General features: G+C 37.6%; 13 protein-coding genes. 10 read left to right on the top strand and 3 right to left on the bottom strand.

The genetic code is table 11. From position 1 onward, the window contains the following. Window positions 1-48 precede the first annotated feature (48 nt). Window positions 49-501: a regulatory protein RecX gene (locus QM524_RS15855; RefSeq protein ID WP_095160590.1), complete on the bottom strand. Its 453-nt coding sequence runs from the start codon at window positions 499-501 to the stop codon at window positions 49-51. A gap of 217 nt (window positions 502-718) precedes the next feature. Beyond that, entirely contained in the window at window positions 719-3,190 is a 2,472-nt protein-coding gene (locus QM524_RS15850) for a ribonucleoside-diphosphate reductase subunit alpha (RefSeq protein WP_095160591.1), read from the bottom strand. Between the two features lie 1,006 nt (window positions 3,191-4,196). Here QM524_RS15850 and QM524_RS15845 point away from each other — a divergent pair. From QM524_RS15845 to QM524_RS15825, 5 genes are all read left to right on the top strand, one after another. Continuing rightward, the gene (locus QM524_RS15845) at window positions 4,197-4,442 is read left to right on the top strand and encodes a type B 50S ribosomal protein L31 (RefSeq protein ID WP_095160592.1); all 246 of its coding nucleotides are present in this window, start codon (window positions 4,197-4,199) and stop codon (window positions 4,440-4,442) included. A gap of 344 nt (window positions 4,443-4,786) precedes the next feature. Continuing rightward, a complete protein-coding gene (locus QM524_RS15840; protein WP_283345315.1) occupies window positions 4,787-5,965 on the top strand; it encodes a GlmU family protein in 1,179 nt (392 codons plus the stop codon). 98 nt (window positions 5,966-6,063) lie between these two features. Then, window positions 6,064-7,188 carry a DNA polymerase III subunit delta' gene (gene holB / locus QM524_RS15835; RefSeq protein WP_283345314.1) on the top strand — a complete coding sequence of 375 codons (1,125 nt, stop codon included), beginning with the start codon at window positions 6,064-6,066 and terminating at the stop codon, window positions 7,186-7,188. A 60-nt stretch (window positions 7,189-7,248) separates the two neighbouring features. Further along, window positions 7,249-8,175 (top strand): hydroxymethylbilane synthase, encoded by a 927-nt coding sequence (hemC, locus tag QM524_RS15830; RefSeq protein WP_283345313.1) that lies wholly within the window; start codon window positions 7,249-7,251, stop codon window positions 8,173-8,175. Window positions 8,176-8,242: 67 nt separating this feature from the next. After that, a complete protein-coding gene (locus QM524_RS15825; RefSeq protein ID WP_283345312.1) occupies window positions 8,243-8,959 on the top strand; it encodes a peptidylprolyl isomerase in 717 nt (238 codons plus the stop codon). Window positions 8,960-9,064: 105 nt separating this feature from the next. Here the strand turns inward: QM524_RS15825 and QM524_RS15820 are convergent, their stop codons facing one another. Then, window positions 9,065-9,730: a YggS family pyridoxal phosphate-dependent enzyme gene (locus tag QM524_RS15820; protein ID WP_283345311.1), complete on the bottom strand. Its 666-nt coding sequence runs from the start codon at window positions 9,728-9,730 to the stop codon at window positions 9,065-9,067. A 217-nt stretch (window positions 9,731-9,947) separates the two neighbouring features. On the opposite strand from QM524_RS15820, the gene QM524_RS15815 reads away from it, so the two are divergent. The 5 genes from QM524_RS15815 (at window position 9,948) to QM524_RS15795 (ending at window position 15,444) form a co-directional block, all read left to right on the top strand. Next, window positions 9,948-10,916 carry a hypothetical protein gene (locus QM524_RS15815; RefSeq protein WP_283345310.1) on the top strand — a complete coding sequence of 323 codons (969 nt, stop codon included), beginning with the start codon at window positions 9,948-9,950 and terminating at the stop codon, window positions 10,914-10,916. Window positions 10,917-11,117: 201 nt separating this feature from the next. Continuing rightward, a complete protein-coding gene (rpsF, locus tag QM524_RS15810; protein ID WP_095160617.1) occupies window positions 11,118-11,480 on the top strand; it encodes a 30S ribosomal protein S6 in 363 nt (120 codons plus the stop codon). 65 nt (window positions 11,481-11,545) lie between these two features. Beyond that, window positions 11,546-11,797 carry a 30S ribosomal protein S18 gene (gene rpsR, locus QM524_RS15805; RefSeq protein WP_095160599.1) on the top strand — a complete coding sequence of 84 codons (252 nt, stop codon included), beginning with the start codon at window positions 11,546-11,548 and terminating at the stop codon, window positions 11,795-11,797. A gap of 87 nt (window positions 11,798-11,884) precedes the next feature. Beyond that, window positions 11,885-12,328: a 50S ribosomal protein L9 gene (gene rplI / locus QM524_RS15800; RefSeq protein ID WP_095160600.1), complete on the top strand. Its 444-nt coding sequence runs from the start codon at window positions 11,885-11,887 to the stop codon at window positions 12,326-12,328. Window positions 12,329-12,615: 287 nt separating this feature from the next. Beyond that, on the top strand, window positions 12,616-15,444 hold the full coding sequence (locus QM524_RS15795; protein ID WP_283345309.1) for a T9SS type A sorting domain-containing protein: 2,829 nt from the start codon (window positions 12,616-12,618) through the stop codon (window positions 15,442-15,444). Window positions 15,445-15,819 lie beyond the last annotated feature (375 nt).

Below are 15,819 nucleotides of genomic sequence, written 5' to 3'. Positions count from 1 at the left end.
TTGAAAAGAGCTAAAAATCTCACAACCAAAGACATGATTCAACAGTCATTAAAGTGTGATTCGACCTAGCGCATCCCAGATTAAGTCCTGTTCGTATCCTTTGCTAAGAGCATAACGAAGCAATTTTTGTTTGACCACTAATGGATTGGTATCTTTAATCTCAGTTCTTTTTTTGCTAAGAACATCTTCCAAAGTTTGAATATACTCGTCGGGGTCGATTTCTTTCATACCCATCTGCAAGCAATAATCGGATACGCCACGCATTTTTAGTTCTTGACGGATTTTGAGTCTGCCCCATTTTTTAACTCTAAATTTTGAGCCTGCGAAGATTTTGGCAAATCGTTCTTCGTTGAGATAGTTATTCTCAATAAGCCAAACTACTATTTCATCGGCTTCATCTCCCCACACGCCCCATTCGTCGAGCCGTTCTTTTACTTCTCGATGAGTTCTTTCCTGATACGCACAGAATCCTGCAGCTTTTTTGAGAATTTCTTTATTCATAGAAATGTAGGTAAGTGGATAGCTATTTAGGCTTTGGGTAGTCAGCTATCGGATTATTTAGCATAATATCCTCAATAACAAGTATGCCTTTTTGTTTGTAATCTTTCAATTTTAACACAAAATCCCTCAATCCATGACAGATTGAGGGATTTTAGATTGCTTTGGCTTGTACAGCAAACTAATTGATAGTTGACTGCTCAAAGCCTAAAGCCAATAATTAAGACCCGCATGCTTCACAACCGTCTGGGTCGTCAAGAGAGCATTGCATCGCAGACCAGTTTTGTTCTGTTACGTTGTTCAGTCCTGGAATATTGAACGTGCTGGCACTAGCTTTCGCATTGGCAGCATAGGCCTCATAATTAAGGTCATGTTCGTGTACAACGTTTGCGTGCTCGATGGCTACATCGGCTTGCTTCTCAACTGTAAATTTGATAGCATCAGCTGCGGCCTTAGTACGAAGGTAATACATACCTGTTTTAAGACCTTTCTCCCATGCATAGAAGTGCATAGAAGTCAGCTTACCGAAGTTCGGGTCTTGAATGTGGATATTCAATGACTGAGACTGGCAAATATAAGCACCACGGTCAGCAGCCATTTCGATAATTGCTTTTTGTTTGATTTCCCAAACTGTTTTGTAAAGCTCTTTTAAGTCTTGTGGGATTTCTGGAATACCTTGAACCGAACCGTTTGCCGAAATCAATTTATTCTTCATAGAATCACTCCACAAGCCTAATTTCACTAAGTCTTTCAACAAGTGCTTGTTTACCACTGCAAATTCACCCGACAATACACGGCGAGCATAGATATTTGAAGTATATGGTTCGAAACATTCGTTGTTACCCAAAATTTGAGAGGTAGAAGCTGTTGGCATTGGAGCTACCAATAAAGAGTTGCGAACGCCATTTTCAACTACTTTTTTACGAAGCGATTCCCAGTCCCAACGATTTGAATCTGGTGTTACATCCCACATGTCAAATTGGAAAATACCTTGAGAGATAGGAGAACCTTCCCATGTTTCGTAAGGGCCTTCTTTGATGGCAAGTTCCATCGAAGCTTCCATCGAAGCATAGTAAATCGTTTCAAAAATATCTTTGTTCAATCGACGAGCTTCATCAGATTCGAATGGCATACGCAACAAGATAAAGGCATCTGCCAAACCTTGCACACCCAAACCAATTGGACGGTGACGCATATTTGAGCGACGAGCTTCTTCTACTGGATAGTAGTTGCGGTCGATGATTTTATTGAGGTTTTTAGTCGCCACTTTTGTTACTTCATACAAACGTTGATGGTCGAATTCTAAGAATCCTCTTTCATTTTGTTTAATGAATTTTGGTAAAGCCAAAGATGCCAAATTACATACCGCTACTTCGTCTTTTGAAGTATATTCGATAATCTCAGTACACAAGTTTGAAGACTTGATGGTACCTAAGTTCTTTTGGTTTGACTTACGGTTTGCGTGGTCTTTGAAAAGCATGAACGGAGTACCAGTCTCAGTTTGTGCTTCCAAAATTTCGAACCATAAATCTTGTGCTTTAACTACACGACGAGCCTTACCTGCTTTTTCGTAGCTAGTGTAAAGTTCTTCAAATTTTTCACCGTAAGATTCATCCATGCCTGGACATTCGTGAGGACAGAACAACGACCAAACGTCATTGTCTTTCACACGCTTCATGAACAAATCTGGCACCCAAAGTGCATAGAATAAGTCACGAGCACGAACTTCTTCTTTACCGTGGTTTTTACGAAGTTGTAAGAAATCAAATACATCAGCATGCCAAGGCTCCAAGTAAATAGCGAAAGAACCTTTACGTTTTCCACCTCCTTGATCAACATAACGAGCAGTATCGTTGAACACGCGAAGCATCGGAATAATACCATTTGAAGTACCGTTGGTTCCTTTGATATAAGAACCCATAGCACGGATATTATGAATGCTCAAGCCAATTCCACCCGCTGATTGTGAAATTTTAGCACATTGTTTCAACGTATCATAAATACCCTCAATCGAGTCGTCTTGCATTGTTAACAAGAAACAAGATGACATTTGTGGTTTTGGAGTACCAGCATTGAAAAGGGTAGGGGTAGCATGGGTAAACCAACGCTCTGACAATAAGTTATAAGTTTCGAGCACAGACTCGATATCGTCATAGTGAATACCAACAGCCACACGCATTAACATGTGTTGTGGGCGTTCAGCAATTTTACCGTCTAATTTGAGCAAATATGATTTCTCTAAAGTTTTGAAACCAAAATAATCATAGCCAAAATCACGATCATAAATGATAGCAGCGTCTAGTTCACCAGCATGTTTTTTGATGACATCGTAAACCTCTTTCGATAAAAGAGCTGCATTTTCACCAGTCTTTGGATCGACATAGTTGTACAACTTTTTCATCGTTGCTGAGAATGACTTTTGGGTATTCTTGTGCAAGTTCGAAATAGCGATTCTTGCTGCCAATACCGCATAGTCAGGGTGCTTGGTAGTCATCGAAGCGGCTGTTTCGGCAGCCAAGTTATCTAATTCAGTCGTTGTCACACCGTCATACAAGCCAGTAATTACTTTCTTGGCTACTTCCAACGGTTGCACAAAGTAAGGGTCGAGGCTGTAGCAAAGTTTTTCGATTCGAGCGGTAATCTTGTCAAACTTTACAGACTCGCGTCTGCCATCTCTTTTAATAACGTACATATTAACTATTGATTTTAGGGGTTAAAGCATTAGCCACTAATTTTTCTTCTTAAAGGATTTTTGGGTGATAGACACATTTTACACTTTTATTATAAGTTCGTGGGCAAAACAGAATTTAATTTTTGAGCTTTAGGCTTCCAGGTATCGACTTTCGGCGGGGGCTTTGTAAAAAAGCATGTCACTGATTATTAAAAAACATTTTAACACTCTTTGCCTTGTGCCTGTTGCCTAGTGCCTAAACACATAAATTGAATCTTACTTCTGCACGATAACCTAAAAGATAATAATAGTATCTATCGAATATCTTGTAAACGATGAACATTTGAAATTTAGCGTAGCTGTCCACCTAAGCTACGAATTTATTAGCTTTTACTAATTGCAAATCTTTTTTTCAATTTGCAGATTATTAATGTATTAGCAGTAAAATGGCCTAGATGCTCTACTTACCAAACTAAGGAAATTTGGAGTAGGCGTTTTTTAATGAGATTGTTCATTATTGAACTGTCTAAGTCTGATGCATCGAGAAACTTGCCAGTCAAAATGATTTAATAATAAACAATAGTTAGCTCAAACTGAGCGGAGATGTTTGGTTTTCTGTGAGGCTCTCTCTTCTTCAAAGTTAGTAATTTTATCTACCCAACGCAATGAAAAAAAATAGTTCTCGCAAGGCCATCTCTAGCGATTATTTATAATGTACAACTCAAACTTTAGATAATCAGTTCACTAGACAAAGTGCAACTTGGAATATTACTACAATATTTTTTTCAAAAAAAAATCTTTAGCGAGTAAACGGCTGTCTATTAATATTTTCATGAAAAAAAGTTTTTGAAAGCACTAAAAAAAATGTAAATTTGCGTCCCGTTTCGAGACTCTTGTTTGTGAAACGTTATCGCCTTATCTTCAGATAATTGGCCTACTGATAACGCTAACCTCCCAGCCACGACTTGTCGAAACGCTTCAATTTAACCGAGACGGCAGGGAATCGTCTCAAAACTAAAAAATAGAAATGAAAAAAGACATTCACCCAAATTACAGACCAGTTGTTTTCCATGACTTGTCTGCTGACTTTAAATTTTTGACTCAGTCTTGCGTTAACACTACTGAAACAACAGAATTTGAAGGCGAAACGTACCCAGTATTCAAACTTGAGGTTTCTTCTTTATCTCACCCATTCTATACTGGTAAAAACGTATTGCTTGATACTGCTGGACGTGTTGATAAATTCTACAAACGTTTCGGTCAGAAGAAATAATTTCACAACAAAGCCTCTTTGGCTTACATGTTGTACCAAAAAGCCTCTTAGTTTCGTGCTAAGAGGCTTTTGTTTTTAAAAATCAATCCAAAGACATTTTTAACAAGTAATATATTGCGTATTTTTGAGGCAAAATCAAACACTATAAAAAAAGTACTGAATTTTTGAGAAACTTGGAAAAGTACTATGAATAAGATTGAGCTATTCTTAATACATCGTTATTGTCGATAGCTCATTAATTTAATTGGAAAATTTAGTATTCTCTCCAAGAATCTTTTAGGTTTGCTAGAACACAGCAAAAATTCGGTGCAACACACTCATTCCATTCAAATTTATATATACCGATGAATTATATCATATTTGATGACTCCTCAATTAGAGCGATTTTGCTTCCTCTTACTTTTGTGCGACCAGTTAGCGAAATCCGTTTTGGGATAGATACTATTACTGAAAAATGGCAAAGCTATCTCGATAATACGGTTTCTTTTGCCACACAAGATTATCTACAAGAGAAGTATCCACTCCAACTTCAATCAGATAATATCTTTATCAATGGGGCTGTTTGTCCCAATCCTGCCTTATTGGAAGCTATTCAAGGGTTAAGTTCAGGACAACTTTTAAGTTTTGAGGGTGTTACTTTGGCCTATCGTGCTGCCACATTGCTTGATACTCTTGATACTATTGAGGTAATCGAATGGGATGGCTCTGCGACGATTATTCGCCAATTGACCGATATATTTCTACTTAACGGAGAACAAATTAAAGCGGATTTTGCTCGAATAACGCATGGGCGCACTTCTCAGCCTATTACTGATCGCTTTACGGCAGTATATAACGAATCGCAGATTTTTGTGGAAGAGGGTGTTAATATCAAAGCTGCTACGCTCAACGCCGAAAAAGGGCCTATCTATCTTGGCAAAGATGTAATCATTATGGAAGGTGCCAAAATTCAAGGGCCTTTTGCGATATTGGAAGGTTCTGTCGTAAATCTGGATGGCAAAATGCGCCCTAATACTACCATAGGACCAGGTTGTAAAGTAGGTGGAGAAGTAAGTAATGTGGTGATTTTTGGAAACTCTAATAAAGGGCACGAAGGTTTTATGGGAAACTCGGTTATTGCCGAGTGGTGTAACTGGGGAGCCGATACCAACAATTCAAACCTGAAAAATGATTATTCGAAAGTAGAACTCTGGAGTTATGTCACAAACCGTTTCGAAAATTCAGGGTTGCAGTTTGCAGGACTCATTATGGGTGATCATTCTAAGTGTGGTATCAATACAATGTTTAACACAGGTACGGTGGTTGGCATAAATTGTAATATCTTTGGTGCAGATTTCCAGCCAAAGCATATACCATCCTTCGCATGGGGTGGTAGCGCAGGGTTCAAAACCTATCATTTGCGCAAAGCCAATCAAGTGGCTCGTGCAGTATTAGAGCGTCGAGGGCGTGTTTTTGAAGGAATAGAAGAAAATATTCTGAAAGCAGTATTTGAACAAACCGAGGCGCATCGTAGCGCATTCTAAGATTCAATACTTCCTAAATATTTTCAGGAAAATAAATAGAAAGTCTAAAAAGGTAAAGCAATCTGCTTTCCCAATAGCTCAAAGCCAGTTCAAAAGTTATGTTATTTAGAGAAATACCCGGTTTATCATCCATCAAAAAGACCCTTATTCATTCGGTGCAGAGCAATCACGTTGCGCATGCGCAGTTGTTTCACGGGCCAGTGGGGTCGGGTAATTTGGCATTGGCTTGGGCGTATGCAACCTATATCAATTGCGAAGATAAACAGTCAGACGATGCCTGTGGGCGCTGTGCTTCTTGTGCTAAAATGCGCAAGTTAGTTCACCCAGACTTTTATCATATTTTTCCAACAGCAACAACTAAAAAGGTAAAAGAAGCAGAATCTGACGCCTATTTGCCTCTTTGGCGTGAATTCACGGCTGAACAACCTTATGGAGCATTGCCTAATTGGCTTGAACATATAGGTGTAGAAGGAAACAAACAAGGCAATATTTCGGCCGAAGAAGCCAGAAAAATCATACAAAAATTGTCCTTAAAAGCATTTGAAGCAGAATATAAAATCTTGTTGATTTGGCAACCCGAAATGCTCAATCAAAGCTCTGCAAATGCTTTACTGAAAATCCTTGAAGAACCACCAGCCAAAACGCTTTTTCTTCTAGTTTGTAACGATGCCAATAAGTTGTTGACGACTATTTTGTCAAGGACTCAACGAGTGAGTGTTCCTCAGTTTTCGGATGAGGATATTACTTCGTATTTAGCTGAAAAGGCTCATGTGGAAAGTTCGCGTGCCAAGCAAATTGCATATTTGTCGGAAGGCAATCTCAATAAGGCTTTGGCATTGAGTAAAAATCAAGGACAAGGAAAACACCAATGGTTTGCCAACTGGATGCGAATGGCTTACAAACCAGATGTGGCTGCATTGGTGAAACTGGCCGATGAGTTTGACGCTTTTTCAAAAGAAGATCAAAAAGGTATGATGGAGTACGGACTGAATATCTTTAGAGATTTGTTGATGTGGAAAAGTGGTGCCGAAAGTCTCGTGAGACTAGAAGGCGATGAGTTAACTTTTGTCCAAAATTTTTCTAAAGCGGTTAATTTGCGTGCTTTAGAATTGATTAGTGGAGAGTTTTCACAAACCCATTATTACCTCGAAAGAAATGCTCGTGCCAAAATTCTGCACTTGGATTTGTCTTTACTGATTGCCAAATTATTCAAACAGAAATAAAGAAATTCTGGTGGATGAAAATACTCTTAATCATTCACAACATACTAATTATATATCAGCATGCAAACGATTAAACTAGGAACGAGAGGGTCGAAATTAGCTTTATGGCAGGCCTATTTTGTTAAAGAAACTTTAGAAGCAGGCGGTTTGCCTGTCGAAATCGTGATTATTGAAACGAAAGGCGACCAAATTTTGGATCGTTCTTTATCAAAAATTGGCTCAAAAGGCGTTTTTACCGAAGAACTAGAAGAAAAACTTCTTTCAGGTGAAATCCATATTGCCCAACACTCGGCCAAAGATTTGCAGTCTGATTTAGGTGAAAAATTTGAAATTATTGCATTTTCAGAACGCGAAAAAGTCAACGATGTCTTGATCAGTTTTGACAAAAGCTTGGCCTTGGAAAGCGGACAGCCTTTTCTGGTTGGTACATCCTCTACTCGTCGTGTGGCAATGCTCAAGCATTTCTACCCACATATCAAAACCGTAGATATGCGTGGTAATTTACAAACTCGTATGGGCAAACTCGAAAGTGGTGTTTGTGATGCCTTATTGTTGGCCTTTGCGGGCGTGCATCGTATGGGATACGAAGAGCATATTGCTCAACTGATTACCACAGATACTTTTACGCCAGCTGTTGGACAAGGCTCAGTGGCAATTGAGTGCGCAGTGAATTTGGATGCTGACATCAAAGAAAAAATCAGAGGCTTGTTGAATCACCCTAATACTGAAAAGCAATTATTGGCCGAACGAGCATTTTTGAAGCGTTTGCAAGGTGGTTGTAGTATTCCTGTGTTTGGTTTGGCTCAATATGATGCCGAAACAGATACCATTTCTATGACCGGTGGTATTATTAGTTTGGACGGAAAAGAAATTATCAAGGAGGTTCTTTCAGGCTCAAATCCAGAGGGAGTTGGTTTTGCTTTGGCAGACAAAATTTTAGATTTGGGCGGAGGGCGTATTTTGCAAGAAATAAAAGCAAATTTATAAACCGATTAGGCAAAGTATCTCGTCTTTTAGATACCTCTAATTCGTCATCAACAAACTAGAGCTAACTATGAAACTAAACCGATTGTTGTTATTAAGTCTATTGTGTTTTGGAATTAGTCAGGTCACATCGGCGCAATTATTCAAAAAACGTAGAGATTATTTATTGACTATTAGTACTCCTTGGGGAGATATGCATGGGGTTTTGTATAACTCAACCCCTTTGCACAAAAAGAATTTTTTGAAATTAGTCAATAAAAAATTCTATGATGGCCTACTTTTCCACCGAGTTATCAACACATTTATGATTCAAGGTGGTGACCCTAAGTCAAAAGGAGCAACACAAGGAACCATGCTAGGCGAAGGCGATGTAGGACATAGAGTTCCAGCTGAAATTTTACCCAATATCTTTCATAAAAAAGGAGTAATCGCGGCTGCTAGAGATAATAACCCAGAAAAAGCGTCTTCAGGATGTCAGTTTTATGTAGTACAGGGCAAAGTTTGGGATGACAAAACACTGGCAGAACAAATGAAAAGAAGCCCGTCTCGTACTTATACACCCGAGCAACAACAAGTATATAAAACAATAGGAGGGACGCCACATTTGGATGGAAATTACACTGTATTCGGACAGGTGTTAGATAACCTTTGGGTGATAGACTCGGTGGCTACTCAAAAAAGAGATAGCAATAACCGCCCTTTGAAGGATATTGCGATGAAAATTTCTTGTAAAAAGATAAAGAAGAAAAAGATTACAGCTCGATATGGTTATACCGATTGGTTGTAATAGGAGTCATTCTGAATTTAGTGAGTGTGCGATTGAGTGATTATTTTTCCAAGCAAAATTCATATGAAATAATCACTCATTTACTCAATCACCACTCACTAAATATTATCTATGTCCGAAGATAGCAGAGCCTACTCGTACAAGGGTTGAGCCTTCTTCGGCAGCAATCAAAAAGTCTCCTGACATTCCCATCGAAATCTCTTTCCAAGCCGTATTGGGTAACTGATATGTACTTGCAATACGGTCAAAAAGCTGTTTTAAGCTTTTAAATTCTGCTCTAATTTGCTCCTGATTATCGGTATTACTTGCCATTCCCATCAAACCAACCAAGCGGATATTCTGAAGCTCCTTTAATTCTGGAGATTCCAATAGTTCAATGGCCTCTTCTTCGGAAAGTCCAAATTTAGTATCTTCTTGGGCAATATAGATTTGAAGTAAACAGTCGATAACCCGTTCATTTTTAATGGCTTGCTTGTTAATTTCTTGTAATAGTTTAAACGAATCTACCGAATGAATCAAACTAACGAATGGAGCTATATATTTTACCTTATTAGATTGTAAATGCCCAATAAGATGCCATTGGATATCTTTGGGTAATACTTCCCATTTAGACACCATTTCTTGAACTTTATTTTCTCCAAATACCTTACAACCAGCTTGATAAGCTTGTTCTAAGTCGCTTACGGGTTTGGTTTTGGTCACAGCAATCAAGTGCGCTTGAGTACCTTGAAGTTGCGTATTGATGTCAGCTATATTTTGAGCAATAGTCATCTTTAGTAGGATTGTTTAGCAATATGATACAAAGATAAAGCATGGAAAGCGTAAAATTTGACTACTTTGTCGTAATACCCTACAAGTTCTTTTAGTTTTTGCGCTAATATCTTAGCTTTGTAAAATTAAATAGGCTCATATAACGTTTTTTTTATACTTTTAGGAGCTTTTGTAATGGCTCATTAAAGATTATCAAACTCATAAATATCAAATAACAATGGAGTATAATCCAAATCGACAAAGTGAACAAAAACTAAAAGTAGCCGTAGCAGTACTCGCCATACTGACTGTTGCTTTGGGGTATTTGTATTTGCGTGAGAGGCAACACAACAAAGATATTGAGGATTTGAAACTAGAGCACGCAGAAGAGTTATTGACCGCCAACACAAAGTTAGACTCGATTGCTAATCAGCTCAATATGAAAATTGCCGAGATACAGCGTTTAGGAGGAGATGTGCGAGAGTTGGAACGAGCTAAAAAACAACTAAGTGAAGACAAACTTGCACTTGAAAAGCTAGATAAAGGCTTTTCAATGAAGCAATATGAAGCCAAGATTAAAAAGTACGAAGCATTATTAGGGCAAAAAGAACAGGAAATCAATCGTTTACGTAGAGAAAATGGTATTTTGGTCGCTCAGAATGATTCATTAAGCCGTGAGGCGGAGTTATTACGTGAAGGTATTTCTTCAGCACAAAAAGCCTTATTCGACTCTGCTAACAATTTCACTGCTCGTCAGCGTGAAATGGAAGCCAAAAATAAAGAGCTATCTGATAAGGTTACGCAAGCCGCTGCGCTTCGTGCTGAAAATATCAATGTCTATGCTATTTCTAGTAAAGGAAAAGAAAGTGATGGAGGTGTTTATAAATCTAAAAAGGTAGATAAAATTAGAATTACCTTCTATCTACAAGAAAACCCTTTGACTAATAAAGAGGCTAAAATGATTTATTTAAGAATCATTGACCCTTCTGGCAGTACTGTTGCTGATATGGCAACAGGTTCTGGTAATTTTGGGTATCATGGTCGTGATTTGACTTACACAGCCAAACAACGTATTGTATATGATGACTCGCATCAATCAGTAGAATTTATCTATAGTCGTGGACAGGCTTACAAAGAAGGCAAACACGTTATAGAGTTGTACGCAGAAGGATTCAAGATAGGAGAAGGAACTTTTGAAGTGAAGTAAGGTTTCGTTGAAATCAATATAATAAGCGGTAGAAGATAGGTTTTAGAAGGTAAATGGCCTGATATCTATTTTCTACCGCTTATTGTTTTAGCTTATATTAGCTTGATTATCAAAACTTTCTTGTGAAAGTTTTGATAATTGTTTTAAAATAATTACCTTTGCAATCCTTTTAAAAAACAGTTTATAAAATATATCATTTTTATGGAATTACGTAATTATGAAACGGTGTTCATCTTAACTCCCGTTTTGTCAGAACAGCAGACAAAGGACGCCGTTGAAAAATTCAAAAAAGTTTTGACCGATAACGGTGCAGAAATCGTTAACGAAGAAGCATGGGGAATTCGTAAGCTGGCGTACCCTATTCAGAACAAAAACACTGGATTTTACCAAATTTTCGAGTTCACTGCAGCACCAACTATCGTTGCTAAATTGGAACTTGAATACAAGCGTGATGAGAAAGTAATTCGTTACTTGACAACAGTACTTGACAAACATGCGATTGAATACAACGACCGCAAGAGAAAAGGTTTAGTAGGTAAAAAACAAGAAGCGAAAGCTGAATAAGCTGTTGAATTGAAATGTTTTAGCATTTCTAAAAAACACGATTCACAACTTAAACTTAAGAAATCATGACTTTAGTAAACGAACCAGTTGACAAAAGCGTAGTACGCAAAAAATATTGCCGTTTCAAAAAATCAGGCATCAAGTATATCGACTACAAAAACCCAGACTTCTTATTGAAGTTGGTTAACGAACAAGGAAAAATTCTTCCTCGTCGTATTACAGGTACTTCTTTGAAATACCAAAGAAAAGTAGCTCAAGCTGTTAAACGTGCTCGTCACTTGGCTTTAATGCCATTCGTAGCAGACGGTTTGAAATAGTAATTGTCGCGTTGTCGATACGCAAAAAATTAGAGTTAGAAGTTTAGGATTGTCTTTGCAATCATTGACTAAAAATCTTTTACAAAAATGGAAATCATCTTAAAGACTGACATCGCAGGTCTTGGCTATAAAAACGACGTTGTTACGGTAAAGCCTGGTTATGGTCGTAACTATCTCATTCCGCAAGGTTTCGCAGTAATGGCAACGCCATCAAACAAGAAAATTCTTGCTGAGAACATTAAACAAATCGCTCACAAACTTGAGAAAATCAAGTTAGATGCTCAGACATTGTCTGACTCAATCGGAGAGTTAGCACTTGAAATCGCTGCTAAAGTTGGTGAAAGTGGTAAAATCTTTGGTCGTGTTACGACTCTTCAAATTTCTGAAGCATTGAAGGAGAAAGGTTTTGAAGTAGATCGTAAGAAAATCTCTTTGGACTCTGAAGTTAAGTTTGTAGGTGAATACGCTGCAACTCTTGACCTTCACAAAGATGTAAAACATAAAGTGAAATTCACAGTAGTAGCTGACTAATCATTACGATGCCGTCTACTCGAATTTTGTAGAAAAATAAGAAAAGCATCCCAATACTGGGATGCTTTTCTTATTTTTGTTGGATTATTCTAAAACACTGGTTTTTTGAATATTGTCTCTTGAATCACAAAATAAAGATAAGTTTTATGAATTCTTAGAGCAACCAAATTGACTAAAATGCCGTCTAAGTAAAATGGATATAACAAATATCTGTTTTCTTGATGTTTTTTATAGAAGTTCTAATAAACGTTCGACTCAAACCCTCCATTATTTAATCTAAAGTGGATATGCTTAAAAAATTACCATTACTACTATGCTTCTGGTTTATAAGCCATGTTGTAGTAAGCCAGATTACCATCACCTCTCCTGTACAACGTCAAGTAATTCAAAGAGATTTAGCTAATAAGGCTATTGTTACTATTGTAGGAAGTTATTCTCAACCTGTAGATGAGCTTCAAGTTAGATTTATCCCTGTAAAAACTGGACAAGGAACGGCACTTGATTGGACTGTTTTTAAAACAAACCCAAGAGGAGGACTTTTTAAAGGAACCGTAACTTTAACAGGTGGCTGGTATTCAATGGAAGTAAGAGGTTTACTTCGTGGAGCTGTTGTTGGTAATGTAAGCCGTATTGAACGCGTAGGTGTTGGAGAGGTTTTTGTAATCGCAGGGCAGTCCAACGCTGGTGGTAGTGGCTTGAGATCGACAAATGAGACTGCATCTTCAGATGACCGTGTCAATTGTGCAAACTTTATTAATGACCCCGGATACGGTACCTCCGCTTCTTACATTAAGAATTTTGACTCTAAAAATAAGAGTTTTGTTACTACAACTACCGATGCATTTTCTATTATTGAGTTTTCTCAACTATCTAAAGATGTAACGATTGGTCCTTTGGGTATTGGTCCTTATTATTGGGGAAAGGTAGGAGATGCGCTTGCAGCAAAATTAAATGTTCCTATTGTATTTTTTAATGTAGCTTGGGGTGGTGCTTCTGTACGAGTATGGCGTGAAAGTGCTGAAAATCCAACTGTTGGTGCACCGAGTGATTTTCAATTTGATTCAGGTAATATAAACAGATACATGCCTGGTTACCCTTATGCTAACCTAAAAGCAGTATTGGGATACTATGGAATTAACATGGGTATTAGAGCCATTTTGTGGATGGAAGGAGAAACTCAAAATCTCCTAAATCTTTCAGTGGAGCAACAAAATGCTACGTTACCACTTTCTCAACAAAAGCCTTTACCTGTAACAGAGGCAAGTTATTTAGATAACTTGAAACGATTGATTACTAGAACCCGTCAAGATTTAGGAAATGATAACTTAACTTGGGTAGTTGCTAGAACCTCTTACTCTGGTGTGCTTAATTGTGGCGTTGCTGGAGCTTTGCCTCCTAAACCGTCTCCTGTTATTGTTCGTGCTCAAAACCTTGCCATTGCAGACCAGTCATTTTCTCCTATTTTCCCTGGACCTTTTACAGATAATATCCAAGTTGATAAAATTGGAGATAGAGATCAATGTGTTCACTTCACAGGTTCAGGTTTAGATGAGGCTGCTAATTCTTGGATTAATTCTTTAACTAGTCCAGTGAGTAGTAATGATTCTAGAAATTTCTTTGATTTGAATGCCCCAATTATGGCTGATACTATTCCTGCAGTGAATCTTACCTGTATTTCAAATCAAAAGCTTGGCTTGAGTTTACCTGCTGGATATTCTGCCTATCAATGGGTGAGTAGTAACTATGAAATTATGGGAAATACCAAAGATGTTACAGTTGGTCCGGGTACTTACTTTGCCAAAATTACTAAACCCAATGGTAACATTATTCAAATTCCATCATTCACTGTAAATGCAAACACTCCTCCTGCTGCACCGACTGTTTCTGCTAATGCTGATTTGAATTATTGTGAAGGGACAACCGTTGGGCTAACTTCATCAGATGGGGCTTTATATGAATGGGTTGCCAGTAATTCTAATACTATTGTAGCAAGAACAAAAACATTTAATATAGGTACTAATGGTACTTACTCTGTTCGTATTATCGATCAAAATGCATGTTTATCACCATTGTCAAATGGAGTAACAATAGTTTCGAAACCAAGACCTGTACAACCGACTATTTCATTGAAAAGCTCAACTGAGTTTTGTGATGGTCAAAGTGCTAAATTGAGTTCGTCAAATGTAGGCGCCATAGGATACCTTTGGAGTAATGGACTAACAACACAAGATGTAGATATCAGAACAGCAGGAACCTTTACTGTTCGTACCTTAGGATCTAACGGATGTTATTCGGCGCCATCGAGTGGTGTACCTACAGTTGTGAATCCTTTGCCTACGAGCCCAACCATTAGAGCTACTTCGGATACTGTATTTTGTGAAGGGTCTAAGACTCGTCTAACATTGACTCCAGCGAATGCCAATTATGTGGCATTTAACTGGGAAAGAAATGCTACCTTGAGCGGAGAAAATGCTTCTGCCATTGATATTTCAACCACAGCATTAGTAAAAGGGTATGTGGTAGATGCTAAAGGGTGTTATTCTAAACCTTCAAATGGTATTTGGGCTGTTCGTAAAGCTAAGCCTGTATCACCAGTTATTTACAGAGTAGGACCATATTTATTGGCAGCACGTTCAACACAACCTGTTGATGAGTATACTTGGAGTTTGAGTGGACAAGCACTTGCTACAAAAGATACCTTAATTCGCGCTATAACTGAAGGTGTTTATACATTACAGTCAAAAAGAAAATACCCTATTTTGGCTTCAGCTTCTCCATTGGTATGTTTATCATCAGAAACATCTTTAGTTACTTATTTTGATACCAAATCTAGCTCGACTTTAGAGACAACAGAATTTAAGTTTCCTGATGACAAAGGGATTTCTATCTACCCAAATCCAACAAGTGGAGTATTTAGTGTTGATAGTAAATTTAACTTGGAAGGTGTTGTTTTAAAAGTATATACCATGGCGGGCATAGAGGTGTATGTCTCTGAAAAATTTGATTTTAATAGCCGTAGAGTTTTGGATTTAAGTAATTTACCAACTGGTACTTATTTGCTAAGAGTAGATTCTCAAAGCTATCGTTTGACTAAACAGCTCATAATTACGCGTTAAGTATTAATGTAAAAGACAATTGCATTATAGAGCTATAGGCACTCGGCAAATTGGTTTTCAAAGAAATCTTTTAATACGTTTTGCCTGTAGCTTAATACCTAATGTGGGTAAAATTATAATTAGTAATGCGGTGTAGGTATTGATTATTGAAAATATACTACAGAATGCAGTGCGAATCCCTAAAGTTATTTATTACCAATCTCAAACATCATTTTATAGAAGATTAGTTTAAATCATCTATAAAGTGATGTTTGTTTATAAATGTTCTGTACCAGTTACTAAGTTTGAGTAATGCTAGGATAGAAATATGCCAGATAAGCAATTTCTTTGCAGGATTTTTGTTTAGAAATAGTACAATTATCCGTGTATTAACTT

It is taken from the genome of Flectobacillus roseus (assembly GCF_030056595.1).
In the GTDB taxonomy this organism is placed as follows: domain Bacteria; phylum Bacteroidota; class Bacteroidia; order Cytophagales; family Spirosomataceae; genus Flectobacillus; species Flectobacillus roseus.
The sequence above is the reverse complement of the archived record's forward strand: the minus strand, read 5'-3'. Positions and strand labels throughout refer to the sequence as shown.